This is a genomic window from Lichenicola sp. GTC18331, assembly GCF_055386855.1.
In genome coordinates, this window is the sequence record NZ_AP045015.1 from 3,481,646 (window position 1) to 3,502,058 (window position 20,413).

Annotated in this window: 21 protein-coding genes; 14 read left to right on the plus strand and 7 right to left on the minus strand. The window is 66.5% G+C overall.

Features of this window, described 5'->3' with window-relative positions; all coding sequences use genetic code 11:
• Positions 1-70 precede the first annotated feature (70 nt).
• From galU to ACZ5BM_RS15935, 5 genes are all read left to right on the plus strand, one after another.
• Positions 71-949, plus strand: a complete 879-nt coding sequence (gene galU, locus ACZ5BM_RS15915) for a UTP--glucose-1-phosphate uridylyltransferase GalU (protein ID WP_498909105.1) — start codon at positions 71-73, stop codon at positions 947-949.
• Positions 949-2,358 (plus strand): phosphomannomutase/phosphoglucomutase, encoded by a 1,410-nt coding sequence (gene pgmG, locus ACZ5BM_RS15920; protein WP_498909106.1) that lies wholly within the window; start codon positions 949-951, stop codon positions 2,356-2,358. Before galU ends, pgmG begins: the two co-directional genes overlap by 1 nt.
• 27 nt (positions 2,359-2,385) lie before the next feature.
• A complete protein-coding gene (locus ACZ5BM_RS15925; RefSeq protein WP_498909107.1) occupies positions 2,386-3,441 on the plus strand; it encodes a glycosyltransferase family 61 protein in 1,056 nt (351 codons plus the stop codon).
• A 79-nt stretch (positions 3,442-3,520) separates the two neighbouring features.
• Positions 3,521-4,810, plus strand: a complete 1,290-nt coding sequence (locus ACZ5BM_RS15930) for an anthranilate synthase component I family protein (protein ID WP_498909108.1) — start codon at positions 3,521-3,523, stop codon at positions 4,808-4,810.
• Positions 4,807-5,616, plus strand: coding sequence for an aminotransferase class IV (locus ACZ5BM_RS15935; protein WP_498909109.1), 810 nt, complete (start codon positions 4,807-4,809; stop codon positions 5,614-5,616). The genes ACZ5BM_RS15930 and ACZ5BM_RS15935 overlap by 4 nt, the downstream gene beginning before the upstream one ends.
• Here ACZ5BM_RS15935 and ACZ5BM_RS15940 read toward each other — a convergent pair.
• From ACZ5BM_RS15940 to ACZ5BM_RS15960, 5 genes are read right to left on the minus strand one after another with little or no spacing between them, the layout of a single operon-like run.
• Positions 5,555-6,427, minus strand: coding sequence for a CheR family methyltransferase (locus tag ACZ5BM_RS15940; RefSeq protein WP_498909110.1), 873 nt, complete (start codon positions 6,425-6,427; stop codon positions 5,555-5,557). The genes ACZ5BM_RS15935 and ACZ5BM_RS15940 overlap by 62 nt on opposite strands.
• Entirely contained in the window at positions 6,424-7,452 is a 1,029-nt protein-coding gene (locus ACZ5BM_RS15945; RefSeq protein ID WP_498909111.1) for a protein-glutamate methylesterase/protein-glutamine glutaminase, read from the minus strand. The genes ACZ5BM_RS15940 and ACZ5BM_RS15945 overlap by 4 nt, the downstream gene beginning before the upstream one ends.
• Before the next feature lie 35 nt (positions 7,453-7,487).
• A complete protein-coding gene (locus ACZ5BM_RS15950) occupies positions 7,488-7,883 on the minus strand; it encodes a response regulator (RefSeq protein ID WP_498909112.1) in 396 nt (131 codons plus the stop codon).
• The gene (locus ACZ5BM_RS15955; protein WP_498909113.1) at positions 7,880-8,365 is read right to left on the minus strand and encodes a CheW domain-containing protein; all 486 of its coding nucleotides are present in this window, start codon (positions 8,363-8,365) and stop codon (positions 7,880-7,882) included. The genes ACZ5BM_RS15950 and ACZ5BM_RS15955 overlap by 4 nt, the downstream gene beginning before the upstream one ends.
• A gap of 13 nt (positions 8,366-8,378) precedes the next feature.
• Entirely contained in the window at positions 8,379-10,928 is a 2,550-nt protein-coding gene (locus tag ACZ5BM_RS15960; protein WP_498909114.1) for a hybrid sensor histidine kinase/response regulator, read from the minus strand.
• 99 nt (positions 10,929-11,027) lie between these two features.
• Here ACZ5BM_RS15960 and ACZ5BM_RS15965 point away from each other — a divergent pair, with 99 nt between their 5' ends.
• The gene (locus ACZ5BM_RS15965; protein WP_498911682.1) at positions 11,028-11,213 is read left to right on the plus strand and encodes a DUF3553 domain-containing protein; all 186 of its coding nucleotides are present in this window, start codon (positions 11,028-11,030) and stop codon (positions 11,211-11,213) included.
• Positions 11,214-11,472: 259 nt separating this feature from the next.
• On the opposite strand, the gene ACZ5BM_RS15970 is transcribed toward ACZ5BM_RS15965, so the two are convergent.
• Entirely contained in the window at positions 11,473-12,351 is an 879-nt protein-coding gene (locus ACZ5BM_RS15970) for a methyltransferase domain-containing protein (RefSeq protein WP_498909115.1), read from the minus strand.
• Positions 12,352-12,479: 128 nt separating this feature from the next.
• On the opposite strand from ACZ5BM_RS15970, the gene ACZ5BM_RS15975 reads away from it, so the two are divergent.
• From ACZ5BM_RS15975 to ACZ5BM_RS15990, 4 genes are all read left to right on the plus strand, one after another.
• The gene (locus ACZ5BM_RS15975) at positions 12,480-13,256 is read left to right on the plus strand and encodes a double zinc ribbon domain-containing protein (protein ID WP_498909116.1); all 777 of its coding nucleotides are present in this window, start codon (positions 12,480-12,482) and stop codon (positions 13,254-13,256) included.
• A 67-nt stretch (positions 13,257-13,323) separates the two neighbouring features.
• Positions 13,324-13,578, plus strand: a complete 255-nt coding sequence (gene grxC / locus ACZ5BM_RS15980) for a glutaredoxin (RefSeq protein WP_498909117.1) — start codon at positions 13,324-13,326, stop codon at positions 13,576-13,578.
• 16 nt (positions 13,579-13,594) lie between these two features.
• A complete protein-coding gene (locus ACZ5BM_RS15985; protein WP_498909118.1) occupies positions 13,595-14,062 on the plus strand; it encodes a DUF1178 family protein in 468 nt (155 codons plus the stop codon).
• Between the two features lies 1 nt (position 14,063).
• Positions 14,064-14,546 carry a DUF2147 domain-containing protein gene (locus ACZ5BM_RS15990; protein ID WP_498909119.1) on the plus strand — a complete coding sequence of 161 codons (483 nt, stop codon included), beginning with the start codon at positions 14,064-14,066 and terminating at the stop codon, positions 14,544-14,546.
• A gap of 6 nt (positions 14,547-14,552) precedes the next feature.
• On the opposite strand, the gene ubiG is transcribed toward ACZ5BM_RS15990, so the two are convergent.
• Entirely contained in the window at positions 14,553-15,308 is a 756-nt protein-coding gene (gene ubiG, locus ACZ5BM_RS15995; protein ID WP_498909121.1) for a class I SAM-dependent methyltransferase, read from the minus strand.
• 122 nt (positions 15,309-15,430) lie between these two features.
• Between ubiG and ACZ5BM_RS16000 the strand changes: the two genes are divergently transcribed.
• From ACZ5BM_RS16000 to ispG, 4 genes are all read left to right on the plus strand, one after another.
• Positions 15,431-16,684 carry an aspartate kinase gene (locus ACZ5BM_RS16000; protein ID WP_498909122.1) on the plus strand — a complete coding sequence of 418 codons (1,254 nt, stop codon included), beginning with the start codon at positions 15,431-15,433 and terminating at the stop codon, positions 16,682-16,684.
• 4 nt (positions 16,685-16,688) lie between these two features.
• A complete protein-coding gene (locus tag ACZ5BM_RS16005) occupies positions 16,689-17,765 on the plus strand; it encodes an NAD(P)H-dependent flavin oxidoreductase (RefSeq protein ID WP_498909123.1) in 1,077 nt (358 codons plus the stop codon).
• Positions 17,766-17,773: 8 nt separating this feature from the next.
• A complete protein-coding gene (locus tag ACZ5BM_RS16010) occupies positions 17,774-19,078 on the plus strand; it encodes a helix-turn-helix domain-containing protein (protein WP_498909124.1) in 1,305 nt (434 codons plus the stop codon).
• Positions 19,079-19,235: 157 nt separating this feature from the next.
• Positions 19,236-20,411, plus strand: coding sequence for a flavodoxin-dependent (E)-4-hydroxy-3-methylbut-2-enyl-diphosphate synthase (gene ispG / locus ACZ5BM_RS16015; protein WP_498909125.1), 1,176 nt, complete (start codon positions 19,236-19,238; stop codon positions 20,409-20,411).
• Positions 20,412-20,413 lie beyond the last annotated feature (2 nt).

Genomic DNA, 20,413 nt, shown 5'->3' on the forward strand with positions numbered 1-20,413 from the left:
GCGTGGCATTTTCCCCTGGCTTTTGCGTTGCTTAAACGAAGCAGCGCCCCCCAGGGTGAAGGTACATCGCGTGATCAAGCCGTTACGTAAGGCAGTGCTCCCGGTCGCGGGGCTCGGTACCCGATTCCTGCCCGCCACGAAGGCGATGGCCAAGGAGATGCTGCCGGTCGTCGACCGGCCGTTGATCCAGTACGCGATCGACGAAGCGCGCGCCGCCGGCATCGAGCAGTTCTGCCTCATCACCGGCCGCGGCAAGACCGCGCTGGTCGAATATTTCGACCGGGCCTACGAGCTCGAAGCCACCCTGCGGGAGCGCAACAAGCAGGACGCGCTCGACGCGCTCAAGGATTCCAGCATGCTGCCGGGCTCCATGCTGTCCGTGCGTCAGCAGGAGCCGATGGGCCTCGGGCACGCCATCTGGTGCGCCCGCGCCTTCATCGGCGACGACCCGTTCGCGATCCTGCTGCCCGACGACATCGTTCTGTCCAAGACGCCCTGCCTCAAGCAGCTCGCCGACGCCTACAACGAAACCGGCGGCTCCGTGGTCGCGGTGTCGGAAGTGCCGCCCGAACACACCAACCGTTACGGCATCCTCAAGGTCGGTCACGATGACGGCCGCATGGTCGAGGTCACCGGGCTGGTCGAGAAGCCGAAGCCGGAAGACGCCCCGTCCAATCTCAGCATCATCGGCCGCTACGTGCTGACCGCCGACGTGATGGAGCACCTGAGCAAGCTCGAGCGTGGTGCCGGAAACGAGGTGCAGCTCACCGACGCCATGGCCAAGATGATCGGCAACCACCCGTTCCACGGCCTGCGCTACGAAGGTCGTCGCTTCGATTGCGGCGACAAGGTCGGGTTTCTCGAGGCGCAGATCGCCTTCGCGCTGGAGCGCCCGGATCTCGGCCCGGCAGTGCGCCAGTTCCTCAAATCCTATGTGGGAGCGCTCTGATGGCCTTCGCTCACAGCTTCGATCCGACCAGCCTGCGCGAGTACGATATCCGCGGCATCGTCGGTAAGACCCTGCACGCCGCGGACGCGTTCGCGATCGGCCGTACCTTCGGCAGCATCGTCGCGGGCAAGGACGGCAAGACGGTCGCCGTCGGCTACGACGGACGCCTGTCCTCGCCGGAGCTGGAAGCAGCGCTGGTGGAAGGCCTCAAGGCCTCCGGCATGGACGTGCTGCGCGTGGGCCGCGGCCCGACGCCGATGCTCTATTATGCGGCCACCACGCTCGAGACCGATGGCTGCATCATGGTCACGGGCAGCCACAATCCACCGAACTATAACGGCTTCAAGATGATGCTGGGTCGCAAGCCGTTCTTCGGCGCGCAGATCCAGCACCTCGGCAAGTTGTCGGCGGCGGGCGACGTCGTGCCCGAGACCACCGGTTCCGACAGGGTGGTCGATGTCAGCCACGACTACGTCGCACGCCTGATCTCCGACTGGGATGGCGGCGACCGCATTCTCAACGTGGTTTGGGACAACGGAAACAGCTCCGCCGGCGAGATCCTGCAGCGTCTGGTCGGCTCGCTCCCGGGCGAACACACGGTGCTGAATGCCGAGATCGACGGGAACTTCCCGGCGCATCACCCCGATCCGACCGTGGCCAAGAACCTCGAGCAGCTCATCGCCGCGGTGAAGGAGAAGGGTGCCGATATCGGCATCGCCTTTGATGGCGATGCGGACCGCATCGGCGTGGTCGACAACAAGGGCCAGATCCTCTGGGGCGACCAGCTCCTCGTCGTGCTGGGCCGCGACGTGCTGAAATCGCATCCGGGTGCCACCATCATCGCCGATGTGAAGGCGAGCCAGGTGCTGTTCGACGAGATCGAGCGCGCAGGCGGCCAGCCGTTGATGTGGAAGACAGGCCACTCGCTGATCAAGGCGAAGATGGCCGAGACCGGCAGCCCTCTTGCGGGCGAAATGTCCGGCCATGTCTTCTTTGCCGACAAGTGGTACGGCTTCGACGACGCGCTCTACGCCGCCGTTCGCGTGCTCGGCATCGTCGCGCGCATGGACGGCCCGTTCTCCGACGTGAAGGACTCACTGCCGGTCGCCGTCAGCACGCCGGAGCTGCGCTTCGATTGCGAAGACACCCGCAAGTTCAAGGTGATCGAGGAAGTCGCGGCCCGTCTGGAAGCCTCCGGCGCCCAGGTCGCGGCGATCGACGGCGTGCGCGTCAAGACCGAGGATGGCTGGTGGCTGCTGCGTGCGTCCAACACCCAGGCGGTGCTGGTGGCACGTTGCGAGGCGTTCAGCGATGAAGGTCTGGAGCGGCTCAAGGCTGCCCTGGTCGAACAGCTTGCCGCTTCCGGGCTGGAAGCTCCGGACTTCTCCGGCGAAAATTCCGGCCACTAAGCTTCAGGGCTGCGGCGGATCGTGTCCGTGATCGATCCGCCGTCGTCCTGCCTTTTGCTGGAAGCCCAGTCGCCGGGCTTCACGGCGCCACCGATCGACAGGATCGGCGCCGGGCTGATGCCGGCGGAGGTTCTGGCCGCCGGCTTCGCGCAGTCGCAGGGCTCTTTCGCGCCGCGTCCGGTCAGGATCTGGCTGCTGCACGACGTTTTCGTCGCCTTCGAAGGGCTGGTCTTCGATCGCACCGGCCAATTGCTCGCACCGAGCGCCACGCAACATCACCCCTCCGAGATCGAATGGGCGCGTGCCCGGATCGCGGAGGCGCAGAGCTCGGGCGCTGGCCCCCGCATCGACCTGCCGGTCGTGCTCGGCAGCAAGCGCGGGGCTCATAATTACGGCCATTGGCTGCTGGAAATGCTGCCGATGCTGCATTTCGCCCGCCAGCGTATCCGGAGCGATGCGCTCGGTGTGCTGGTGCACAACGTGACCGAGCCGCAGCTCGGCTGGGTGATGCTGAGCAGTCTGCGCAAGCTCGGCGTGCCCGACGACAAAGTCCGTATCGCCGGCATGGAGCCGGTGCTGGTCGACAAACTGCTTCTGGTCGAAGGGCTGACGGCGCACGGCGTCTATATGTCGCCGTTGGTCGCCCCGGCGATCGATGATCTGACCCGCGATATCCAAGGCGAAGGTCACGAACGCGTCTTCATCCGCAGAGGCGACGGGATGCGACGCGATTTCGGAGATCCCGCCCGTGTTGAAGCTTTGGCCGTCGAGCGCGGCTTTCACATCATGGACCCGCACGGTTTGTCGCTCGAGCAGCAGATCGCCGCTCTGCGCGACGCACGAATCGTGGCAGGCGCGATGGGGGCTGCGATGACCAATCTGATCTTCGCGGCGGGAGGGGCCGAGGTGCGCATGTTTGCGGGCGCGGACATGCCGGACACGTTTTTCTGGTTCGCGGCAACGGTGACGGGCCGCCGCTACAAGGAACTGCGCTGCAGGCAGGCGGATGAGGTGCAGGGGCTCGCCTACGACCGGGCGCTGATGCCGACGGATGACGAGGTCCATGCTTTTCTCGGGCCGTAAACCACCCGATCCGGTCATCCGGCCGATCGCATGGCGCCCACCGGCCGAAAGTTTTGCCCGGCTGTGTCATGAGCGGTTTTTGGTCTGGCTCGATAGCGGCGGCCCGGTCGGTCCGCGCAGCCGCTTTTCCTATCTCTGCGCCGATCCGGTTGAGGTGCTGGAGCAGAGAAACGGTCGCCTCCGGCGTAACGGTGTCGATCAACAGGGCGGCGCATTCGACGCACTTTCCGCGCTTGTGCGAGATCCCGCGTTCCGGCGGCCGCCCGGCCCGGTGCCATTCGCAGGCGGTGCGGTCGGCATGCTGGGCTACGATCTGGCACGGGAGCTGGAACGCCTGCCGACGCGGCACCACGCCGATGCCGAGCTGCCGGCGCTGTGGATCGGCATCTACGATCTGGTGCTGGCCTTCGATCGCCTGCACGAAAGCTGCTGGCTGATCTCGACGGGGCTGCATCCGCACGAAACGGCCGAGGATCGGGCGAACCGGTTTGAATCGCTGATCGATCGAGCCGACATCCCGCGATTCGACCCGCTGCCGAAACTCGACTTCAAGCCGGATTTTCCGCCGAGCGCCTATCGCCGGATGGTGCGGCAAGGGCTCGACCTGATCGAGGCGGGAGATATCTTCCAGGCCAACCTGACCGTGCGTCATGTCGCGGAAAGACCGCCAAGCCTCGATCCGGCGGCGCTCTACCAGATATTGCGGAACAACAACCCGGCTGCGTTCGGCGCCTATCTCGGCTGGCAAGACGGGCGAGCTTTGGCGAGCGCCTCCCCCGAACGCTTCGTTCGGCTGGATCGCGACGGCACGATCGAAACGCGGCCGATCAAGGGAACCATCCGCAGGCGAACGGGCGCCGAGGCCGATGCGGAGGCGATCCGGGCGCTCTCCGAAAGCGTGAAGGACCGCGCCGAAAATTTGATGATCGTCGATCTGATGCGGAACGATCTCGCACGCGTGTCCGAAACGGGCAGCGTTTCCGTACCCGCCCTGTTCGAGATCGACAGCATCGCCACCTTGCATCATCTGGTCTCGACGGTGACGGCGCACCTGCGAAAAGACGAAGATGCGGTATCTCTTCTGCGAGCGTGCTTTCCAGGCGGCTCGGTCACGGGCGCACCGAAAATCCGGGCGATGGAGATCATCGATGCGCTGGAAGCCTCGGCGCGAGGCCCGTATTGCGGCTCGGTGGTGTGGATCGGCCATGACGGCGCCATGGACAGCTCGATCCTGATCCGCAGCCTGTTCCTGACCGAGCGGCAGATTTTCGCCCATGCGGGCGGCGGGATCGTCGCGGACTCCGACCCCGAAGCGGAGCATCAGGAGATGCTGGCCAAGCTTCGTTCGGTGCTGGAACCGTTCCGATGACGCTCTGGCACAACGGCGCGCTGGTCGATGCGGCTTCGGTCCGGATCGACCCGTCCGATCGCGGATTCACGCTGGGAGACGGGGTCTTCGAGACGATCCGCGTCGTCCGCGCCGAACCGGTCCGTCTCGATCGGCATCTGGCCAGGCTGTACGCGGGGGCTGCGTCGCTCGGCATCCCGGTTCCGTTCGACGAGGCGATCATCGGTGCAGCTTGCACCTCCGTGATCGTCGCCGAGCACGTTATCGAAGGCTCGCTTCGCATCACCCTGTCACGCGGCCCGGCAACGCGTGGTCTGGCTTCTCCCACACGGCCGAATCCCACCCTGCTCATCTCCGCCAATACGGGCTCGCCGCGGTCGGACGCCGTCGCCCTGATCACCGCTCGCTCGACGCGGCGCAACGAGTATTCGCCGCTCAGCCGGATCAAGTCGCTGAACTATCTCGACGGCATCCTGGCAAGGCGGGAAGCGGAAGCCGTCGGCGCGGACGATGCCCTGATGCTCAACACCGCCGGTCTGGTCGTAGAGAGCACGATCGCGACGGTGATCCTGTTCCAGGAAGACCGCTTCTGGACGCCCCCACTCCAAGACGGAGCCTTGCCGGGTATCGCGCGGCAGGTCCTGCTGGAGGCCGGCATCATCGCGGAACGCAGCATCGACCCGAGCGCACTCGACCAAGCGTCGGCCCTGTTTCTTTGCAACAGTCTCGGCGTCCGCCAGGTCTCGAAACTTGATGGACACTACTTCACGGAACGGCCTGAGCTGCTCGACCGATTGCGAACGGCGCTGGAGCCGTCGCGGCCTTGAGCGACGCTCCCTGCGGCTGGCGCGTGAACGTTCCCGGCGCGCCTGGAAGGCTGCACAGATCGCTGTCGATCCCGAGCAATGTTTCCGCACCGCCGAGATAAAGCGCGCCATCCTCGGTCAGGAGGCGAGACATCGCCTGGAGCGTGCGCGCTTTGGTCGGCTGGTCGAAATAGATCAGCACGTTGCGACAGAAGATGATGTCGAACCGTCCCAACGCCGAGAGATCGCCCAGCAGGTTCCAGCTCCGGAACTGCACCATGTCGCGCAAGGACCGGTTGATACGCCAGCCCTGTTCCTCCTTGGTGAAATACTTCACCAGCAAACGGGCAGGGAGGCCGCGCTGCACCTCGAACTGCGAGTAGAGACCTTCGCTGGCTCTCGCCAGGGCGTCGCGGGCGATATCGGTCCCGACGATCTCCACGGGTCGCCCGGCCAGAGCCGCCCCCATCTCGCAAACCAGGATGGCCATGGAATAAGCCTCCTGACCGGTGGAAGCGGCTGCGGACCAAATGCGGATTCTGGCACCCCGCGGCCGCGTCGCCGTCAAGCGTGGCAGGACTACGTCGCGCACGTGGTCGAACGGTTTGCCGTCCCTGAAGAACAGGGTTTCGTTGGTGGTCATCGCTTCGACCACCTCCTGTTCCAGGGTGGGGTCGGTCCTGAGACGATCGGCCAGAGCGGACAGGTTCGCCAGGCCGCGCCGGCGAACGATCGGACCCAGCCGCGCCTCGACCAGATATTCCTTGTCCGGACCCAGTGCCAGTCCGGACTTCGCTTTCACGATGGCGGCGATCGTGCCGAAGCCGTTCATGCCGCACCTGCCAGTTCTCGGATCTTCGTCGCGATGCGGTCCAAAGGCAGCACGGCCTGGCACAGCCCGTCGCGCGCAACCGCCCCGGGCATGCCCCAGACGACGCTGGTCGCCTCGTCCTGCGCCAGAACCGCGCCGCCGGCATCGACCACATCCCGTGCTCCGGCCGCGCCATCGCGCCCCATCCCGGTGAGGATCACGGCCAGCACCTGGCCCCGGCTTGCGGTCACGGCACTGCGCAGCATCGGATCGACGGATGGACGGCAGGAATTCTCCGGCGGAGAATCGGTCAAGCGAGCCCGGAATTGGTCCCCGACCGCCTCGACCAACATATGCCGATCGCCGGGCGCGACATGGAGCCGGTTCGGCAGCAGCAGCATGCCGTCTTCGGCCTCGACGCAGGGCCGATGGCCGAGCCGATCGAGATGTTCGGCCAGGCTTCGGGTGAAGATCGGCGGCATATGCTGGGTCAGCAGCAGCGGCTGCGAAAAACGCGCGGACAGACCACCGAATACGCTGAACAACGCCTGCGGGCCGCCGGTGGAACTGCCGAAGGCGATCAGCTTCGGCTTACGCATCGAAACGGGGCGCAAGGAAATTGCCGGCGTGTTGCGTGCGTTCGCCGACGGCAACGCAGCGGCCGGGCGCGTGCGGCGCCCATAGGCAAGCACCTTGGCCCGAACCTCCTGGGCGAATTGTTCTCTCGTGTCGGCATGTGGTTTGTGCAGACAGTCGGCCGCCCCGGCACGGATCGCCTTCAAGGCGATAGCCGCCCCTGAACTGGTCAGTGCGGAGGCGACGATCACTTTTACCGATGGAGCGGCCTGCAGGAGCAGCGGCAGCGCCGTCAGCCCGTCCATGACCGGCATTTCCACGTCGAGCACGATCACGTCCGCACCGATCTGCTTCAACGTTTCCACCGCGATCGCACCGTTTGCGACGCTGGCGACGATTTCGATGGATGGCTCCTCACGGAGGATGCGGGAAATCAGACTACGCACGACGCTGGAATCGTCGCAGATCATGACACGGATGCGTGCCGGCGCCGATGGCGGTTCCATCATGCAAAACCGCCCGCACCCGGCGATACCTGGTTCAGTTTGCCGAGAAGAATGTCGGCGTCGAAGGGTTTCATCACGAACTCTTCTGCGCCGGCCTCGATCGCCGTGATGATGAAATCCGGCTCGTTCTCCGTCGTGCACAGGATCACGCTCGGAGCGGAGGCGCCGAACTCGGAGCGGATCGCCCTGAGGCAATCCAGGCCATTCATGTTCGGCATGTTCCAGTCGAGCAGCACATAGTCCGGACGCTCCTTGCGGCAGGCCGTCAGGGCTTCGATTCCGTCTGACGCTTCCTGCGTTCGCATTCCGGCGTCCTCGACGATGGTGCGGGCGATCCTGCGAACGGTGCGGCTGTCATCCACGATCAGGCAGAGTCTGCCAGCGAGCGCGCTCATGACTGGAACGACAGCAGCGCCTGGAGATCCAGCACGATCATGAGCTGATCCGACAAGCGATGGACGCCTTTGCTGTAGGTGCGCCAGGCGGAACCAAAGTTCACCGGCAGCTCCTCAATTCGATCGGCCGGCAGGCTCAGAACTTCCAGCACCTGGTCGATTAGCAGCGCATAAAGGGCACCGTTAGCCTCCGCGACGAGCGCTACGCGCTCGGCAGCGGGCGGTGCGGGTTCGAGACCCAGCCTGGAACGTGTGTCGATCGCGGTGACGATGCGGCCACGAAGATTGATATTGCCGGCGATTTCGGCCGGCGCCAGCGGCACCCGGACGATCTTGCTGTTGGTGACGACCTCGCGCACCGAGAGCACAGGTACTCCGCATAGCATGCCGGCCAGCATCAGTGTGACGAAACCAACCTCTTCTCCACGATCGAGTACCGGAGCTGCGGCCTGGGACGGGTGGGTTTGAAGCGTAACGGACATGGAATTCCCTCCCTCAGGCGGCGATACGGTGCGACAGACACTGCTCGAGACTGAGCAGCAGCGTGTCGCGTTCGAACTTGCGGATGGTGTCGGTGAATCCGGCCGAACGCGCTTCCTGAACGACATCACTGCCAGTCAGAGCGACCATCGGGAGATCGGCCCATGGGCCACCGTCACGGACCTCGCGGGCAAAGCCGAGGCCGCCCATACCCGGCATCTCGATGTCGGATACGATGGCCTCGAAACACCGGCCGGCATCCCGTAACGCTAGCGCCTCCTCGGCGGATTCGGTCACGGTGACTTCGTAACCGGCGGCGGAAAGGCTGGGCGCCACGAGCTGGCGGAAGAAGCTGCTATCGTCCACGACCAGGAGTCTTGGTTTGCGAGCCGCGGCGGCGGCGGTCCGGAACCAATTGCCTGAAGCCCGGTTCAGCCAGTAGCCGACATCGATGACATCGGTCGCTTTCTCGGCCACCACAGACACGCCCAGAATGCCGGCGCCGGCCGTTCCCGGCTGCAAGCTGGCGTCCGTAGTGACGACGTCGATGATCTCATCGACCAGAATACCGACCGGCTGGCCGCCATTCTCGAAAACCAGAACCGGATACGCGTCGTCGGGGCCCGCCTCGGCGGCAAGGCTCGGCAGATCGACCGTTTCGTCGAGCGCGACCACGGGCATCAGATGGCCGCGATACTGCGCCACTGTCCGACCGCCCGCCTGTTCGATACGGGATGCCGCGAAGGTTTCCAACCTGGAGATCAGAAACAAGGGCAGCGCCTTGGGTGCGCCCCGTCCGGCACGAACCAGAAGCATGTCCGCCTTCTCGGTGGTCTCATCCTCTTCATTATCGGCGACCACGACGTCCTTACGGGCAGCATCCAGCCCGGCATGGCGTGCGATACCGGTCGGATCGAGGATCATGATGACCGCCCCATCCTCGAGAATGGTGTTGCCGCCGAACAGGGGGATGTTACGCAGCACGGTGGCCACTGGCTTGACCACGATCTCCTCGGTGTCGAACACGCCGTCGACGATTAGGCCCAGTCGCGTGGTGCCAACACCGATCACGGCCACCATCTCGGTGCCGTTCTCGCTGGCGCTTTCCGGCAGATGCAGCAGAGTGCGCAGTCGGATCAGCGGCAGAAGATGTTCGCGCAGACGTAGCACGGATGCGCCGTCGATCGTCTCGATCCGCGTGGCCGACTGAGCGTTGGGAAGAACGACTTCGATGACGCTGCTCTGTGGAATGGCGAAGCGTTCTCCCGCGGCGCCGACGATCAGCGCTGATACGATGGCGAGGGTCAGTGGAATCTTGATCACGAAGCGGCTGCCGCGACCCGCTGTGCTGTGCAGTTCGATCAGACCCCCGATCTGCTCGATATTGGTTTTGACGACGTCCATGCCCACGCCGCGCCCGGAAACGGACGTCACGGCGGCGGCAGTGGAGAAACCCGGCTGGAAGATGAAGCCGTGGATCTCCGAATCCGTCATTCGTGCGATCTGGTCCTGGGTGGCGATGCCGCGTGCGACGGCCTTCTCGGCCACGCGACGAACATCGATCCCCCGCCCGTCATCCTCGATCTCGATCACCACGTGGCCGCCTTCGTGGCGCGCGCTCAAGGTGATGGTGCCGGTAGCGCTCTTGCCGGCCGATTGACGCTCTTCCGCTTTCTCCAAACCATGATCGACGCTGTTGCGGATCATGTGGGTGAGTGGATCTTTGATGAGTTCGAGGACCTGGCGGTCGAGTTCGGTGTCGGCGCCCAGCATCACCAGATCGACCCGCTTGTTCAGATCGTGCGCCAGATCGCGGACCTGGCGGGGGAGCATGTTCCAAACGTTGCCGATCGGCTGCATGCGGGTCTTCATCACCCCTTCCTGCAACTCAGTCGTCAGATGCGACAGCCGCTGCACCGGTCCGGTCAGTTCGGCATTGCCGCTCAGGCGGAGCTGCTGAAGAAACTGGTTGCGAGTTAACACCAGCTCGCTCACCAGCGTCATCAACGTTTCCAGCACGTCCACCGACACGCGAATGGTCTGTCCGCGTACTGGAACATTGTCGGAAGGATGGTCAGCTGCTGCCTGCGCATTGTTCGCTGCCGCATCGACCGGCAGAGCTGTGAGATTGAGCGCCAGGGTCGATTCCGGCTGCGGGATCATCACCTGCGGAACGTCGGCCACCTTGCGGCCGTCCGCCAGGGCTTCGAGCTCGGCAATGATGGCGGAGTCGTTTCCGGACGGTTCCGTGCCGGTTGTGCTGATGCCGTCGACGATTGCGCGAATACGATCCAACGCCGCGAGGATCACCCCGATACCGCCGGGCGAGACGGACAGCGTGCCGTTGCGGAACTTGTCCAGCACCGTTTCGCTCGCGTGCGCGACCTTCTCCAAACGCGGCAACCCCAGAAATCCGCACGTGCCCTTGATCGTGTGCACAAGCCGGAAAATCAGCGACAAGGTGGGCTGATCGTTGGGAGTCCGTTCGAGGCGAACGACCGCCAGATCGAGTTCAGCCAGATTCTCGGAACATTCGGTGAGAAAGTCCGCCAGAAGATCGTCCAAGACAGGCTCCATCCATCGCACTGGTGGGCCATCTTGGAGGTAGAGGAGAAAACAAACGGTAAACGCGAACCGATTCCGACGAAATTCGTTTCGGCTGCCATGACTGATCGCTTGTCAGCCGCCGCGACGATCGAACCGGGGCAATGGGTATTGCATCCGACCTGTCCCGAATGGGGCGCCGGTCAGGTTCAATCCGTCATCGGTTCCCGCGTGACCGTCAATTTCGAGAACCAGGGAAAGGTTCTGATCAACATCGACCGCGTCGATCTGGTCATGACCGACTGACAGACGCCCCCGGTTTCGACCGACGCGGAGGCGCTGACGCTTCAGTAGCCGTGCGGTGTCATCATCGACGAGGGCGGTGCCGCCAGTGGCGAATGTTGCTGCGGTGTGCTCGTCGGGCTGGTCACGGGCGCTTCCGTACCGCCCGAACAGGCAGCCAACAGAACAGACGCTGTCAGGAGAACGACACCACCGAGCAGGTGGTGTGGCGTAGTGGAAACGAGACGCATGGGAACTCCTTCGCCGGAAATCTCATGCCCCACTAGCACGGCTCGTCCGCGTCGGGCATTGCGGCCAGAGCATCTTCCAGCCGGATCGTCGCCTGGCCCGGCTTCAAGGGCTTCGGCTGGTCCGGCGAGGGCGCCCAGCCGGTCATGACCGCGATGTCCAGCGTCGCGGGGATACGCCCGTCTTCGCTTGTCTCCAGTTCCGCCATCGCCATCGGGATCATCCGGACAGAAACAGGCCGTCGATCCCTTAGCCTGACGGCATTGGTCTCACCGGCTGCCCGAAGATCGCGCAGCAATGTCATCGGATTGCCGTAGCTCAGCCGGAGTTGATCCGAATCCACGACCGGCAGCGCAAACCCTGCCCGCTGCAGCAAGGCTGCGCAATCGCGCAACTCCGGAAACGGCGACACGCGCGGCGATGCCCCACCGCTCAACTCCGACTCCGCTTTCAGCAACCCCGACCTCAGCCCCGACAAGGTCGGAAGGATCGGCAGCGACGCCAGCAGCAGCCCGTCTGGCCGCAACGCACGGCGAAGCTGGATCAACGTCCCCGGCAGATCGTTCACCCAATGCAGCGACAGGCTCGCCACCACAAGATCGAAACTTCCCTCGGCGAAAGGCAGCCACTCCTCGTCCACGGCGGCGACCAGATCGGCTCCGGATCGCCGCACCATCGCCGCAGACAGGTCGCAGCCCACCGTCTCGATCCCGCGTGCCCGGAGGGCAGGGGCCACCACGCCGCGGCCGCCTACGTCGAGCGCTCGCGTGAACCGCCGCTTCACGTCGTCCAGCCGGTCCAGCAGCAGATCGGCACCGGCCGAGAGGATGTCGGCCACCGAATCCACCGTCGCGGCCGCACGATCGCGATGCAGACGCACGGCGCGCCGGTCGAAGATGTGGCTGTCATCCATGCGGCGCGGTTCCTCCGGCGGATCGTTCGTCCGGAACATCATGTGCTCCCGATGGGGCAGTCCACCAAGAGGCCGAGCCTTGCCGCCCGCCCGGGGACGACCGACACTGTCGTGCGGGGGGCGGAACGATGCGGCGAGCGTCCGGGTTGGCGAAGGCGGTTCTGGATGGCGGGCTCGGCGTCGGCCGGGCAGCGCTCGACCTCGCTCTGCCAGGCCATTGCCCGGCCTGCGACGAGATCGCGTCGGAGCCGGGCCAGCTCTGCGCCGCCTGCTTCCGCAAGGCCGTTTTCATCACCGATCCCTGCTGTGATCGCTGCGGGACCGCCTTCGCCAGCGAAGGGTTCGTCGGCCTGTCCCTTTGCTGCCCGCGCTGCGACGCCGAGCCGCCACCCTGGCGCCGGGCACGCGCGGCCTTCACCTATGACGAGCTGTCCCGCCGCCTGATCCTGCCGCTCAAATACGCCGACCGCACCGAGAACGCCCGTGTGCTCGGACGCCATATGGCCCGGGCGGGCAAAACCCTGCTTGCAGAGGCCGACCTGCTCGTCCCGGTGCCGTTGCACAAACGTCGTTTGTTCACCCGGCGCTATAACCAGGCCGCCCTTCTGGCCCGTAATGTCGGACGGCTGGCGAAGACCGCGGTGTCGGTGGATGCCCTCGTTCGCACACGGGCCACCGCCACGCTGGTCGGCCATTCTCCCTCCGAACGCGCCGCCACAGTCGCTGGCGCCATTGCGCTGCGGCCCTCGCGCCGCGGGTCCATCGTCGGGCGGCGCATCGTCCTGATCGACGACGTGCTCACGACCGGCGCCACGGCCGGCGTCTGCGCCCGGGTCCTGCTCGAGTCAGGGGCAGCCAGCGTCGACGTGCTGGCCGCCGCCCGCACCACGCGGGAGGAAGGCTGAACCGGCAGGACTTGTCAGGCGCGAGGCGGCACGCAATTTCTGTCGCTGCGATATCCGGGGTGATGTGATGGCGGTGGTCGAAATCTATACGCAGTGGGGGTGCCCTTATTGCACGCGCGCGGTCGCGCTGCTGCAGCAGAAGGGCGTGGCCTTCACCGAGATCGACGCGCCCGGCGGCTCCCCGGAGCGCGCCCAATCCCGCGAGCGTTCCGGACGCACCAGCGTGCCGCAGATCTTCATCGACGGGCGGCATATCGGCGGTTGCGACGATCTGATGGCCCTGAACCGCACGGGCGGACTTGATCCGCTTCTGGCCGTCTGATCGAGAGTTCCACAGCGTGATCCACTACCAGCTCCGTTGCGATGCCGGCCATGCCTTCGAAGGCTGGTTCCGCAGCAGCGCCGCGTTCGACGAGCAGGCAGCCGGCGGACTCCTGAACTGCCCGTTCTGCGGCACCAGGGGCGTCGAGCGCGGCATGATGGCGCCCGCCGTGCGCAGCAGCCGGAACGCGGCTCCCGTGCCGCCCTCCGCGCCGCCGGCGACGGCCGCGCCCTCCGCTTCCGTGGCCGGTGTGCCCGCTCTGCCCGATGCTCTCCGCGCGGCGCTGCAACGGATCCGTGCCGAGGTGGAGCGGAATTGCGAGAACATGGGCGACCGCTTCGCCGAGGAGGCGATCCGCATCCATCACGGCGATGCGGAAGAGCGCGGCATCTACGGCAGTACCACCGAAAGCGATCGCGAGGCGCTGGAAGACGCAGGTGTCGAGGTGGTCGCGATTCCCTGGCTGCGATCGGCGGACGGCTAGAATGCCGCCCCTCGATACAGCGATCCGCACGTCTCGGCTGCGCGGCATCGTGCTGGCCATCGTCGCGAGCTTCTGCATGGGCGCCGCCGTCCCCGTCCTCGCGGCACCTGATCCGGCCGAACCCGTGCTCGGCCGCTGGCTCACGCGCGACTCCGACGGCGTGTTCGAGATCCGGCATTGCGGCGCCGTGCTCTGCGGCCAGCTCGTCGGCATGCGCTATTCCGGCGTCATGCCCACCGACACGGACCACCATCCGCAATGCGGCCTCACGCTGCTCGAGGGCTTCGTGCCCACGGACGAACCGGGCCGTTGGCACGGCACCATCCGCGATCCGGACAACAACCACCGCTATCAGGCCACGATCTGGTCGCCCAAACCCGGCATCCTCAAGCTGCATGGGTATCTGCTGCTGCCCATTCTCGGGCAGACGCAGCAATGGACCCGCTATGCGGGTCCGATCGGCGCCGCCTGCAAACTGCCCTGATCCGCCTCAGTCCGCCGACAGGGCGGCGATGTAGTTCACCGACAGATCTCGGCTTTCGCGCCAGCCGCCGGACGGGTTGCCCCAGCGCGGCGTCATCCCGGCAATGTCCGACACGCGCAGCCCGGCCTCGGCGGCATGGCGCTGCAACTCCGCCGGCGAGATGAACCGGCGCCAGTCATGCGTGCCGGCCGGCAGCAGCCGGGCGATATATTCCGCACCGATCTTGGCGGTGGCCAGCGAGCGCACGGTGCGGTTCAGCGTCGACACGATCGCCAGACCGCCCGGACGCACCAGCGACGCGATCAGCCGCAGGAAACCGGCCGGGTTCGTCGCGTGCTCGATCACCTCCAGCGAACACACGGCATCGAACCGCTCTCCTTCGGCCCGCAGCGTTTCGCCGTCGCAGGCGCGATACCGCAGAGCACCGCCTTGCCCCGTCCATTCTCCCAGCGCGGCATGCGTCTTCGCCGCTTCGATCGCCTCCGCCGACGCGTCCACGCCGAGAACGTCGAAGCCGCGCGCCGCCAGCGCCTCGCTGGCCAGACCGGCGCCGCAACCCAGATCGAGCACGCGCAAGCGCTCGCCATCGGCCGGACGCAGCCGCGACAGCCGCGCCTCGGCCCAGCCGATCCGCAGCGGATTCATCGCGTGCAAGGGGCGCATCGGCCCGCGCGGGTCCCACCATTCGGCGGCGAGCCGGCCGAAACGGGCGATCTCGTCCGGGGATACGGTGGAAGGGTGGCTCGTTTGTGGCTGTTGCATGTTGCTGCTCGTTCGCGGGAAAGCTATGTGACCCGCCAGGCGGCCGGCTGCAACGCGTGGACGCTTTTCTGTTCGTTGCCCCGCACCGGAGCGGTGTCGGTGTCCACCGGAGTGGATGGTTCATGGCCCGCATCGTGATGAAGTTCGGCGGCACCTCGGTGGCCGACCTCGACCGCATTCGTGCGGTGGCGGAGCGCGTCAAACGTCAGGTCGAGATCGGCGACGAGGTCGCGGTGGTGGTCTCCGCCATGTCCGGCGTCACCAACCAGCTCGTCGGCTATTGCCAGGCTCTGTCGCCGCTGCACGACGCGCGCGAATACGACGCGGTGGTGGCCACCGGCGAGCAGGTCACCAGCGGACTTCTTGCGATCGCGCTGCAAACGGCGGGCGTGGATGCGCGCTCCTGGAGCGGTTGGCAGATCCCGCTGCGCACGGACGGCGCGCACGGCAAGGCCCGGATCGAGCATATCGAGGGCGAAACCCTGATCGCCCGTATGCGGTCCGGCCAGGTGCCTGTCGTCGCCGGCTTCCAGGGTATCGGCCCGGACAACCGCGTCACCACGCTGGGCCGCGGCGGTTCCGACACCTCCGCGGTGGCGCTTGCCGCCGCGCTGAAGGCGGATCGCTGCGACATCTATACGGACGTGGACGGCATCTACACCACCGATCCGCGCATCGTGCCGCGCGCGCGCAGGCTGGAGAAGATCGCCTACGAAGAGATGCTGGAGCTGGCCTCGGTCGGCGCAAAGGTGCTGCAGACCCGCTCGGTCGAGCTGGCGATGAAGGAACGGGTGCGGGTCCAGGTCCTGTCGAGCTTCGACGACGGCCCGGCGCCTTACGAGAACGAGACCGGCGCGTTGCTGCCCGGCACCCTGGTGGTGGATGAGGACGAGATCGTGGAAAAGGAAATTGTCGCGGGCATCGCCTATTCCAGGGACGACGCCAAGGTCACCGTGCGCAAGGTGCCGGACCGTCCGGGTGTGGCGGCGTCCGTGTTCGGCCCGCTCGCCGACGCCAACGTCAATGTCGACATGATCGTGCAGAGCACGGGCGCCGACGGCACCACCGACATGACCTTCACCGTGGGCAAGACCGATCTCGCCCGCGCGATCCAGGTGCTGGAAGCGGCCCATGGCGTGATCCAGTACGGCGAGATGCTCACCGATCCGGATGTGGCCAAGATCAGCGTGGTCGGCGTCGGCATGCGCTCCCATGCGGGCGTCGCCAACACCATGTTCCGCACCCTGTCGGACCGCTCCATCAACATCCAGGTGATCTCCACCAGCGAGATCAAGGTGAGCGTGCTGATCGCGGTGGAATACACCGAGCTCGCCGTTCGCGCCCTGCACAGCGCCTATGGCCTCGATGTCGGCTGAGGCGATGACTGCCGGGTTCGGCGAGGCCGACCGCGCAGCCGCGAGGGCGCAGCTCGACGCGCTCTGGGCGAAGGGAAGGGCCTTTCTCGGCACCGAACTCGCCATCCTGGGCGGCGCGATGAGCTGGGTCAGCGAGCACCATCTGGTGTCCGCCATCTCCAATGCAGGCGGCTTCGGCGTGATCGCCTGCGGCGCGATGAGCCCCGAGCTGCTGGAACGCGAGATCGCCGCCACACAGGCGATGACGAGCAAGCCGTTCGGCGTGAACCTCATCACCATGCACCCGCAGCTCGACGACCTGATCGGCGTCTGCACCAAAGCCGGAATCGGCCATGTGGTGCTGGCAGGCGGCGTGCCGTCGGGCGCGGCGATGCGGGCGATCAAGGATGGCGGCGCCAAGGTGGTCGGCTTCGCCCCGGCGCTGGTGATGGCCAAGCGCCTGATCAAGCTCGGTGCCGATGCGCTAGTGATCGAAGGCTCCGAAGCCGGCGGCCATATCGGCCCGGTCTCGCTCACGGTGCTGGCGCAGGAGGTGCTCCCGTTCATCCGCGACGTGCCGGTGTTCGTGGCCGGCGGCCTCGGCCGCGGCGACTCCATCCTGGCCATGCTGGAAATGGGCGCAGCCGGTGCGCAGCTCGGCACGCGCTTCGCCGCTTCGACGGAAAGCATCGCCCATGAGCGTTTCAAGCAGGCTTTCGTGCGCGCGGCGGCACGCGACGCGCTGCCCTCGGTGCAGCTCGACGAGCGCTTTCCGGTGATCCCGGTGCGTGGTCTGGTAAATGACGGAACGCGCCGGTTCATGGTGCATCAGGCGGAAACGGTGCGTCGCTTCCAGGCCGGCGAAGTGACGCGCGAAGCCGCCCAGCTCGAGATCGAGCATTTCTGGGCGGGCTCGCTCCGGCGTGCGGTGATTGATGGCGATATCGAGGGCGGCTCGGTCATGGCCGGACAATCGGTCGGCATGGTCACGCGGATCCAGCCAATCCCGGAGATTCTTGACGAGCTGCTGGAGCAGGCGCTGCAATCGCTGATGCTGCGCAACGCCATGACGCGGAACGCAGCGCCTTCCGGCACGCACTGAGGACTCGCATGGCCAGCAGCGGCGACCAGACCGGTACGGAAATCCCCACCGACATCTCGCGCCTGCCGGTGGGCGATGCGTTGCGCACGCGTCGCGAACAGCTCGGCTGGACATTGCCGGACGTGGCGGCCTGGCTGCGCATCCGGCAATCCTATCTGGAGGCGCTGGAAGCCGGGCAACCTGCCAAGATTCCCGGCGGCGCCTATGCGATGGCCTTCCTGCGCACCTATTCCGGCGCGCTGGGCCTGGATGCGGACGACATGCTGCGCCGCTTCCGGGGCGAAACCAAGGACGTCACCCGCAAGCCGGAGCTGTCCTTTCCGGTGCCGGTGCCGGAGCGCGGCGTTCCGGCCGGCGCGATCGTGCTGCTGGGCGTGGTGATGGTGGTCGGCGCCTATGTCGGCTGGTACGAGCTGGGCGGTCGTTCCACCCACGAGGCACATACGGTGCCGCCGGTGCCGGAAGCCTTGTCGCCCTACGCCAACAGCAACGGTCACGGCCCCTCGCCGCAGGTGGCGACCGTGATGCCAGGCCCGGGCCAAACCCCGTCGCCGCTGCCGCCCACCACCGACAACAAGCCTGCCGACACGGCCGCGCAGAAACCGGCCGCCAATCCGGAAACGGCCGGCGTGGCCGCCGATCTGCAGCACCCGGCCACGTCCCCGGCGGTTGCGGCGCAGCCGAATGCCGTCACGACGGGCGCCCCCGCATCTACCGTTCCGGCCGCAGGCGCGGCCCAGACGGCCACAGGCACGACCGCCACGGGCGCGAACGGCGCGGCGACACCGACGGCCGATGCCACGCCGGCCGCTGCGGATGGGGCCGACGCAAAGACCGTCACCCTGAACGCGGTCGGCAATGCCTGGGTGCAGGTGCGCCAGCCCGGCGGCAAGGTGCTCTACGATCACGTCATGCAGGCGGGCGACCATTGGAGCGTTCCGGCCGATGCCGGCACGGTGGTGCTCAACACCGGCAATGCCGGCGGCATCACGGTCAGCGCAGGCGGGGTGACCAGCCCGGTCCTGGGCCGAATCGGCGGCGTGCGTCGCGGCATCCCGCTCACGCTCGATGCCGTGAAGAGTGGCGAGATCGCCGGCAGTGCCGACAAGACCGCCAAGTCGGCCACTTCGGACGCGGCCACGCCGTCACCGGTTCCGGCAGACGGCACGACCCCGTCCGGCGATTCGAGCGTGACGCCGAAGCCAGCGCCCCGTGCCCGCCCGGCGCAGCATCACGCGCCGCAGGCACCGGTCGAGGACGAAACCGAGCGCCTCAACCGGGCGCAACTGAAACAGCCGGCGCCGCCGCAATAGGGGCGAGGCATCGGCGCCCGGCTCCGGCCGGGCTTCTCAACACCCGGCGTTCCTGGCAGGAAGCGCAGCCGGGCGGGCCCCGGGCACCGTCGCGGCTTCTGTTCTGCCCAGGTCGCGCCTATCTATGTGCGGAACACGCGCACGACCGAGGGAGTTCGTGATGAGCTATCGTCCGTACCAGCAGATCGAGCGCCGCAAATCCCGGCAGATCCATGTCGGACGGGTGCCGGTCGGCGGCGACGCACCGATCAGCGTGCAGACCATGACCAACACGCTGACCACGGATGCGGCGGCGACCATCGCCCAGATCCGCCTGTCCGAGATCGCCGGCGTGGACATCGTCCGCGTGTCCTGCCCGGACGAGGAAAGCACCGCCGCCCTGGCCGAGATCGTGCGCGAAGTGAACGTGCCGATCGTCGCGGACATCCATTTCCACTACAAGCGCGCCATCGAGGCCGCCCAGGCCGGCGCCGCCTGCCTGCGCATCAACCCGGGCAATATCGGTTCGCCGGAGCGCGTGCGCGAGGTGGTGAACGCCGCCCGCGACCATGGCTGCTCGATCCGCATCGGCGTGAATGCTGGCTCGCTGGAACGGCATCTGCTGGAGAAATACGGCGAGCCCAACCCCGACGCCCTGGTGGAGAGCGCGCTCGAACACGCCAAGATCCTGCAGGATCTCGACTTCCACGAGTTCAAGATCAGCGTGAAGGCCTCGGACGTGTTCCTGGCCGTCGCGGCCTACACCCAGCTCGCCGAGGTCTGCGACCACCCGCTGCATATCGGCATCACCGAAGCGGGCGGAAAGCGCGCCGGCACGGTGAAGAGCGCGATCGGCCTCGGCAACCTGCTCTGGGCCGGCATCGGCGATACCATGCGCGTGTCGCTCTCTGCCGAACCGGCGGAAGAGGTCCATGTCGGCTGGGACATCCTGAAATCGCTGGGCCTGCGCCATCGCGGCGTGAAGATCATCTCCTGCCCGTCCTGCGCGCGTCAGGGTTTCAACGTGATCCAGACCGTGGCCACGCTGGAAGAGCGCCTTGCCCATATCGAGACCCCGCTCACCCTGTCGATCATCGGCTGCGTGGTGAATGGTCCCGGCGAAGCGCTGATGACCGATATCGGCGTCACCGGCGGCGGCTCCGGCCGTCACATGGTCTATGCCGCCGGCAAGCAGGACCACACCATGCCGGCCGAAAGCATGGTCGACCACATCGTTGATCTGGTCACGGCGAAGGCCGAGGTCATTCAGCGCGAGATCGACGCCAAGAAGGCCGAAGAGGCGGCGGAAGCCTCGCGGGTTCGTCCTCAGCTCGCGGGACAGGCGGCGGAATAAAT

Bases quoted from the DNA above. Each gene is read 5' to 3' on its own strand.
- ubiG (WP_498909121.1), bottom strand. From the start codon at position 15,308: ATGCAACAGCCACAAACGAGCCACCCTTCCACCGTATCCCCGGACGAG.
- grxC (WP_498909117.1), top strand. From the start codon at position 13,324: ATGGCGGTGGTCGAAATCTATACGCAGTGGGGGTGCCCTTATTGCACG.
- ACZ5BM_RS15950 (WP_498909112.1), bottom strand. From the start codon at position 7,883: ATGAGCGCGCTCGCTGGCAGACTCTGCCTGATCGTGGATGACAGCCGC.
- ACZ5BM_RS16000 (WP_498909122.1), top strand. From the start codon at position 15,431: ATGGCCCGCATCGTGATGAAGTTCGGCGGCACCTCGGTGGCCGACCTC.
- ACZ5BM_RS15975 (WP_498909116.1), top strand. From the start codon at position 12,480: ATGCGGCGAGCGTCCGGGTTGGCGAAGGCGGTTCTGGATGGCGGGCTC.
- ACZ5BM_RS15940 (WP_498909110.1), bottom strand. From the start codon at position 6,427: ATGAACGGCTTCGGCACGATCGCCGCCATCGTGAAAGCGAAGTCCGGA.
- pgmG (WP_498909106.1), top strand. From the start codon at position 949: ATGGCCTTCGCTCACAGCTTCGATCCGACCAGCCTGCGCGAGTACGAT.
- ACZ5BM_RS15955 (WP_498909113.1), bottom strand. From the start codon at position 8,365: ATGTCCGTTACGCTTCAAACCCACCCGTCCCAGGCCGCAGCTCCGGTA.
- ACZ5BM_RS15990 (WP_498909119.1), top strand. From the start codon at position 14,064: ATGCCGCCCCTCGATACAGCGATCCGCACGTCTCGGCTGCGCGGCATC.
- ACZ5BM_RS15965 (WP_498911682.1), top strand. From the start codon at position 11,028: ATGACTGATCGCTTGTCAGCCGCCGCGACGATCGAACCGGGGCAATGG.
- ACZ5BM_RS16010 (WP_498909124.1), top strand. From the start codon at position 17,774: ATGGCCAGCAGCGGCGACCAGACCGGTACGGAAATCCCCACCGACATC.
- ACZ5BM_RS15970 (WP_498909115.1), bottom strand. From the start codon at position 12,351: ATGGATGACAGCCACATCTTCGACCGGCGCGCCGTGCGTCTGCATCGC.
- ACZ5BM_RS16005 (WP_498909123.1), top strand. From the start codon at position 16,689: ATGACTGCCGGGTTCGGCGAGGCCGACCGCGCAGCCGCGAGGGCGCAG.
- ACZ5BM_RS15945 (WP_498909111.1), bottom strand. From the start codon at position 7,452: ATGATCTGCGACGATTCCAGCGTCGTGCGTAGTCTGATTTCCCGCATC.
- ACZ5BM_RS15935 (WP_498909109.1), top strand. From the start codon at position 4,807: ATGACGCTCTGGCACAACGGCGCGCTGGTCGATGCGGCTTCGGTCCGG.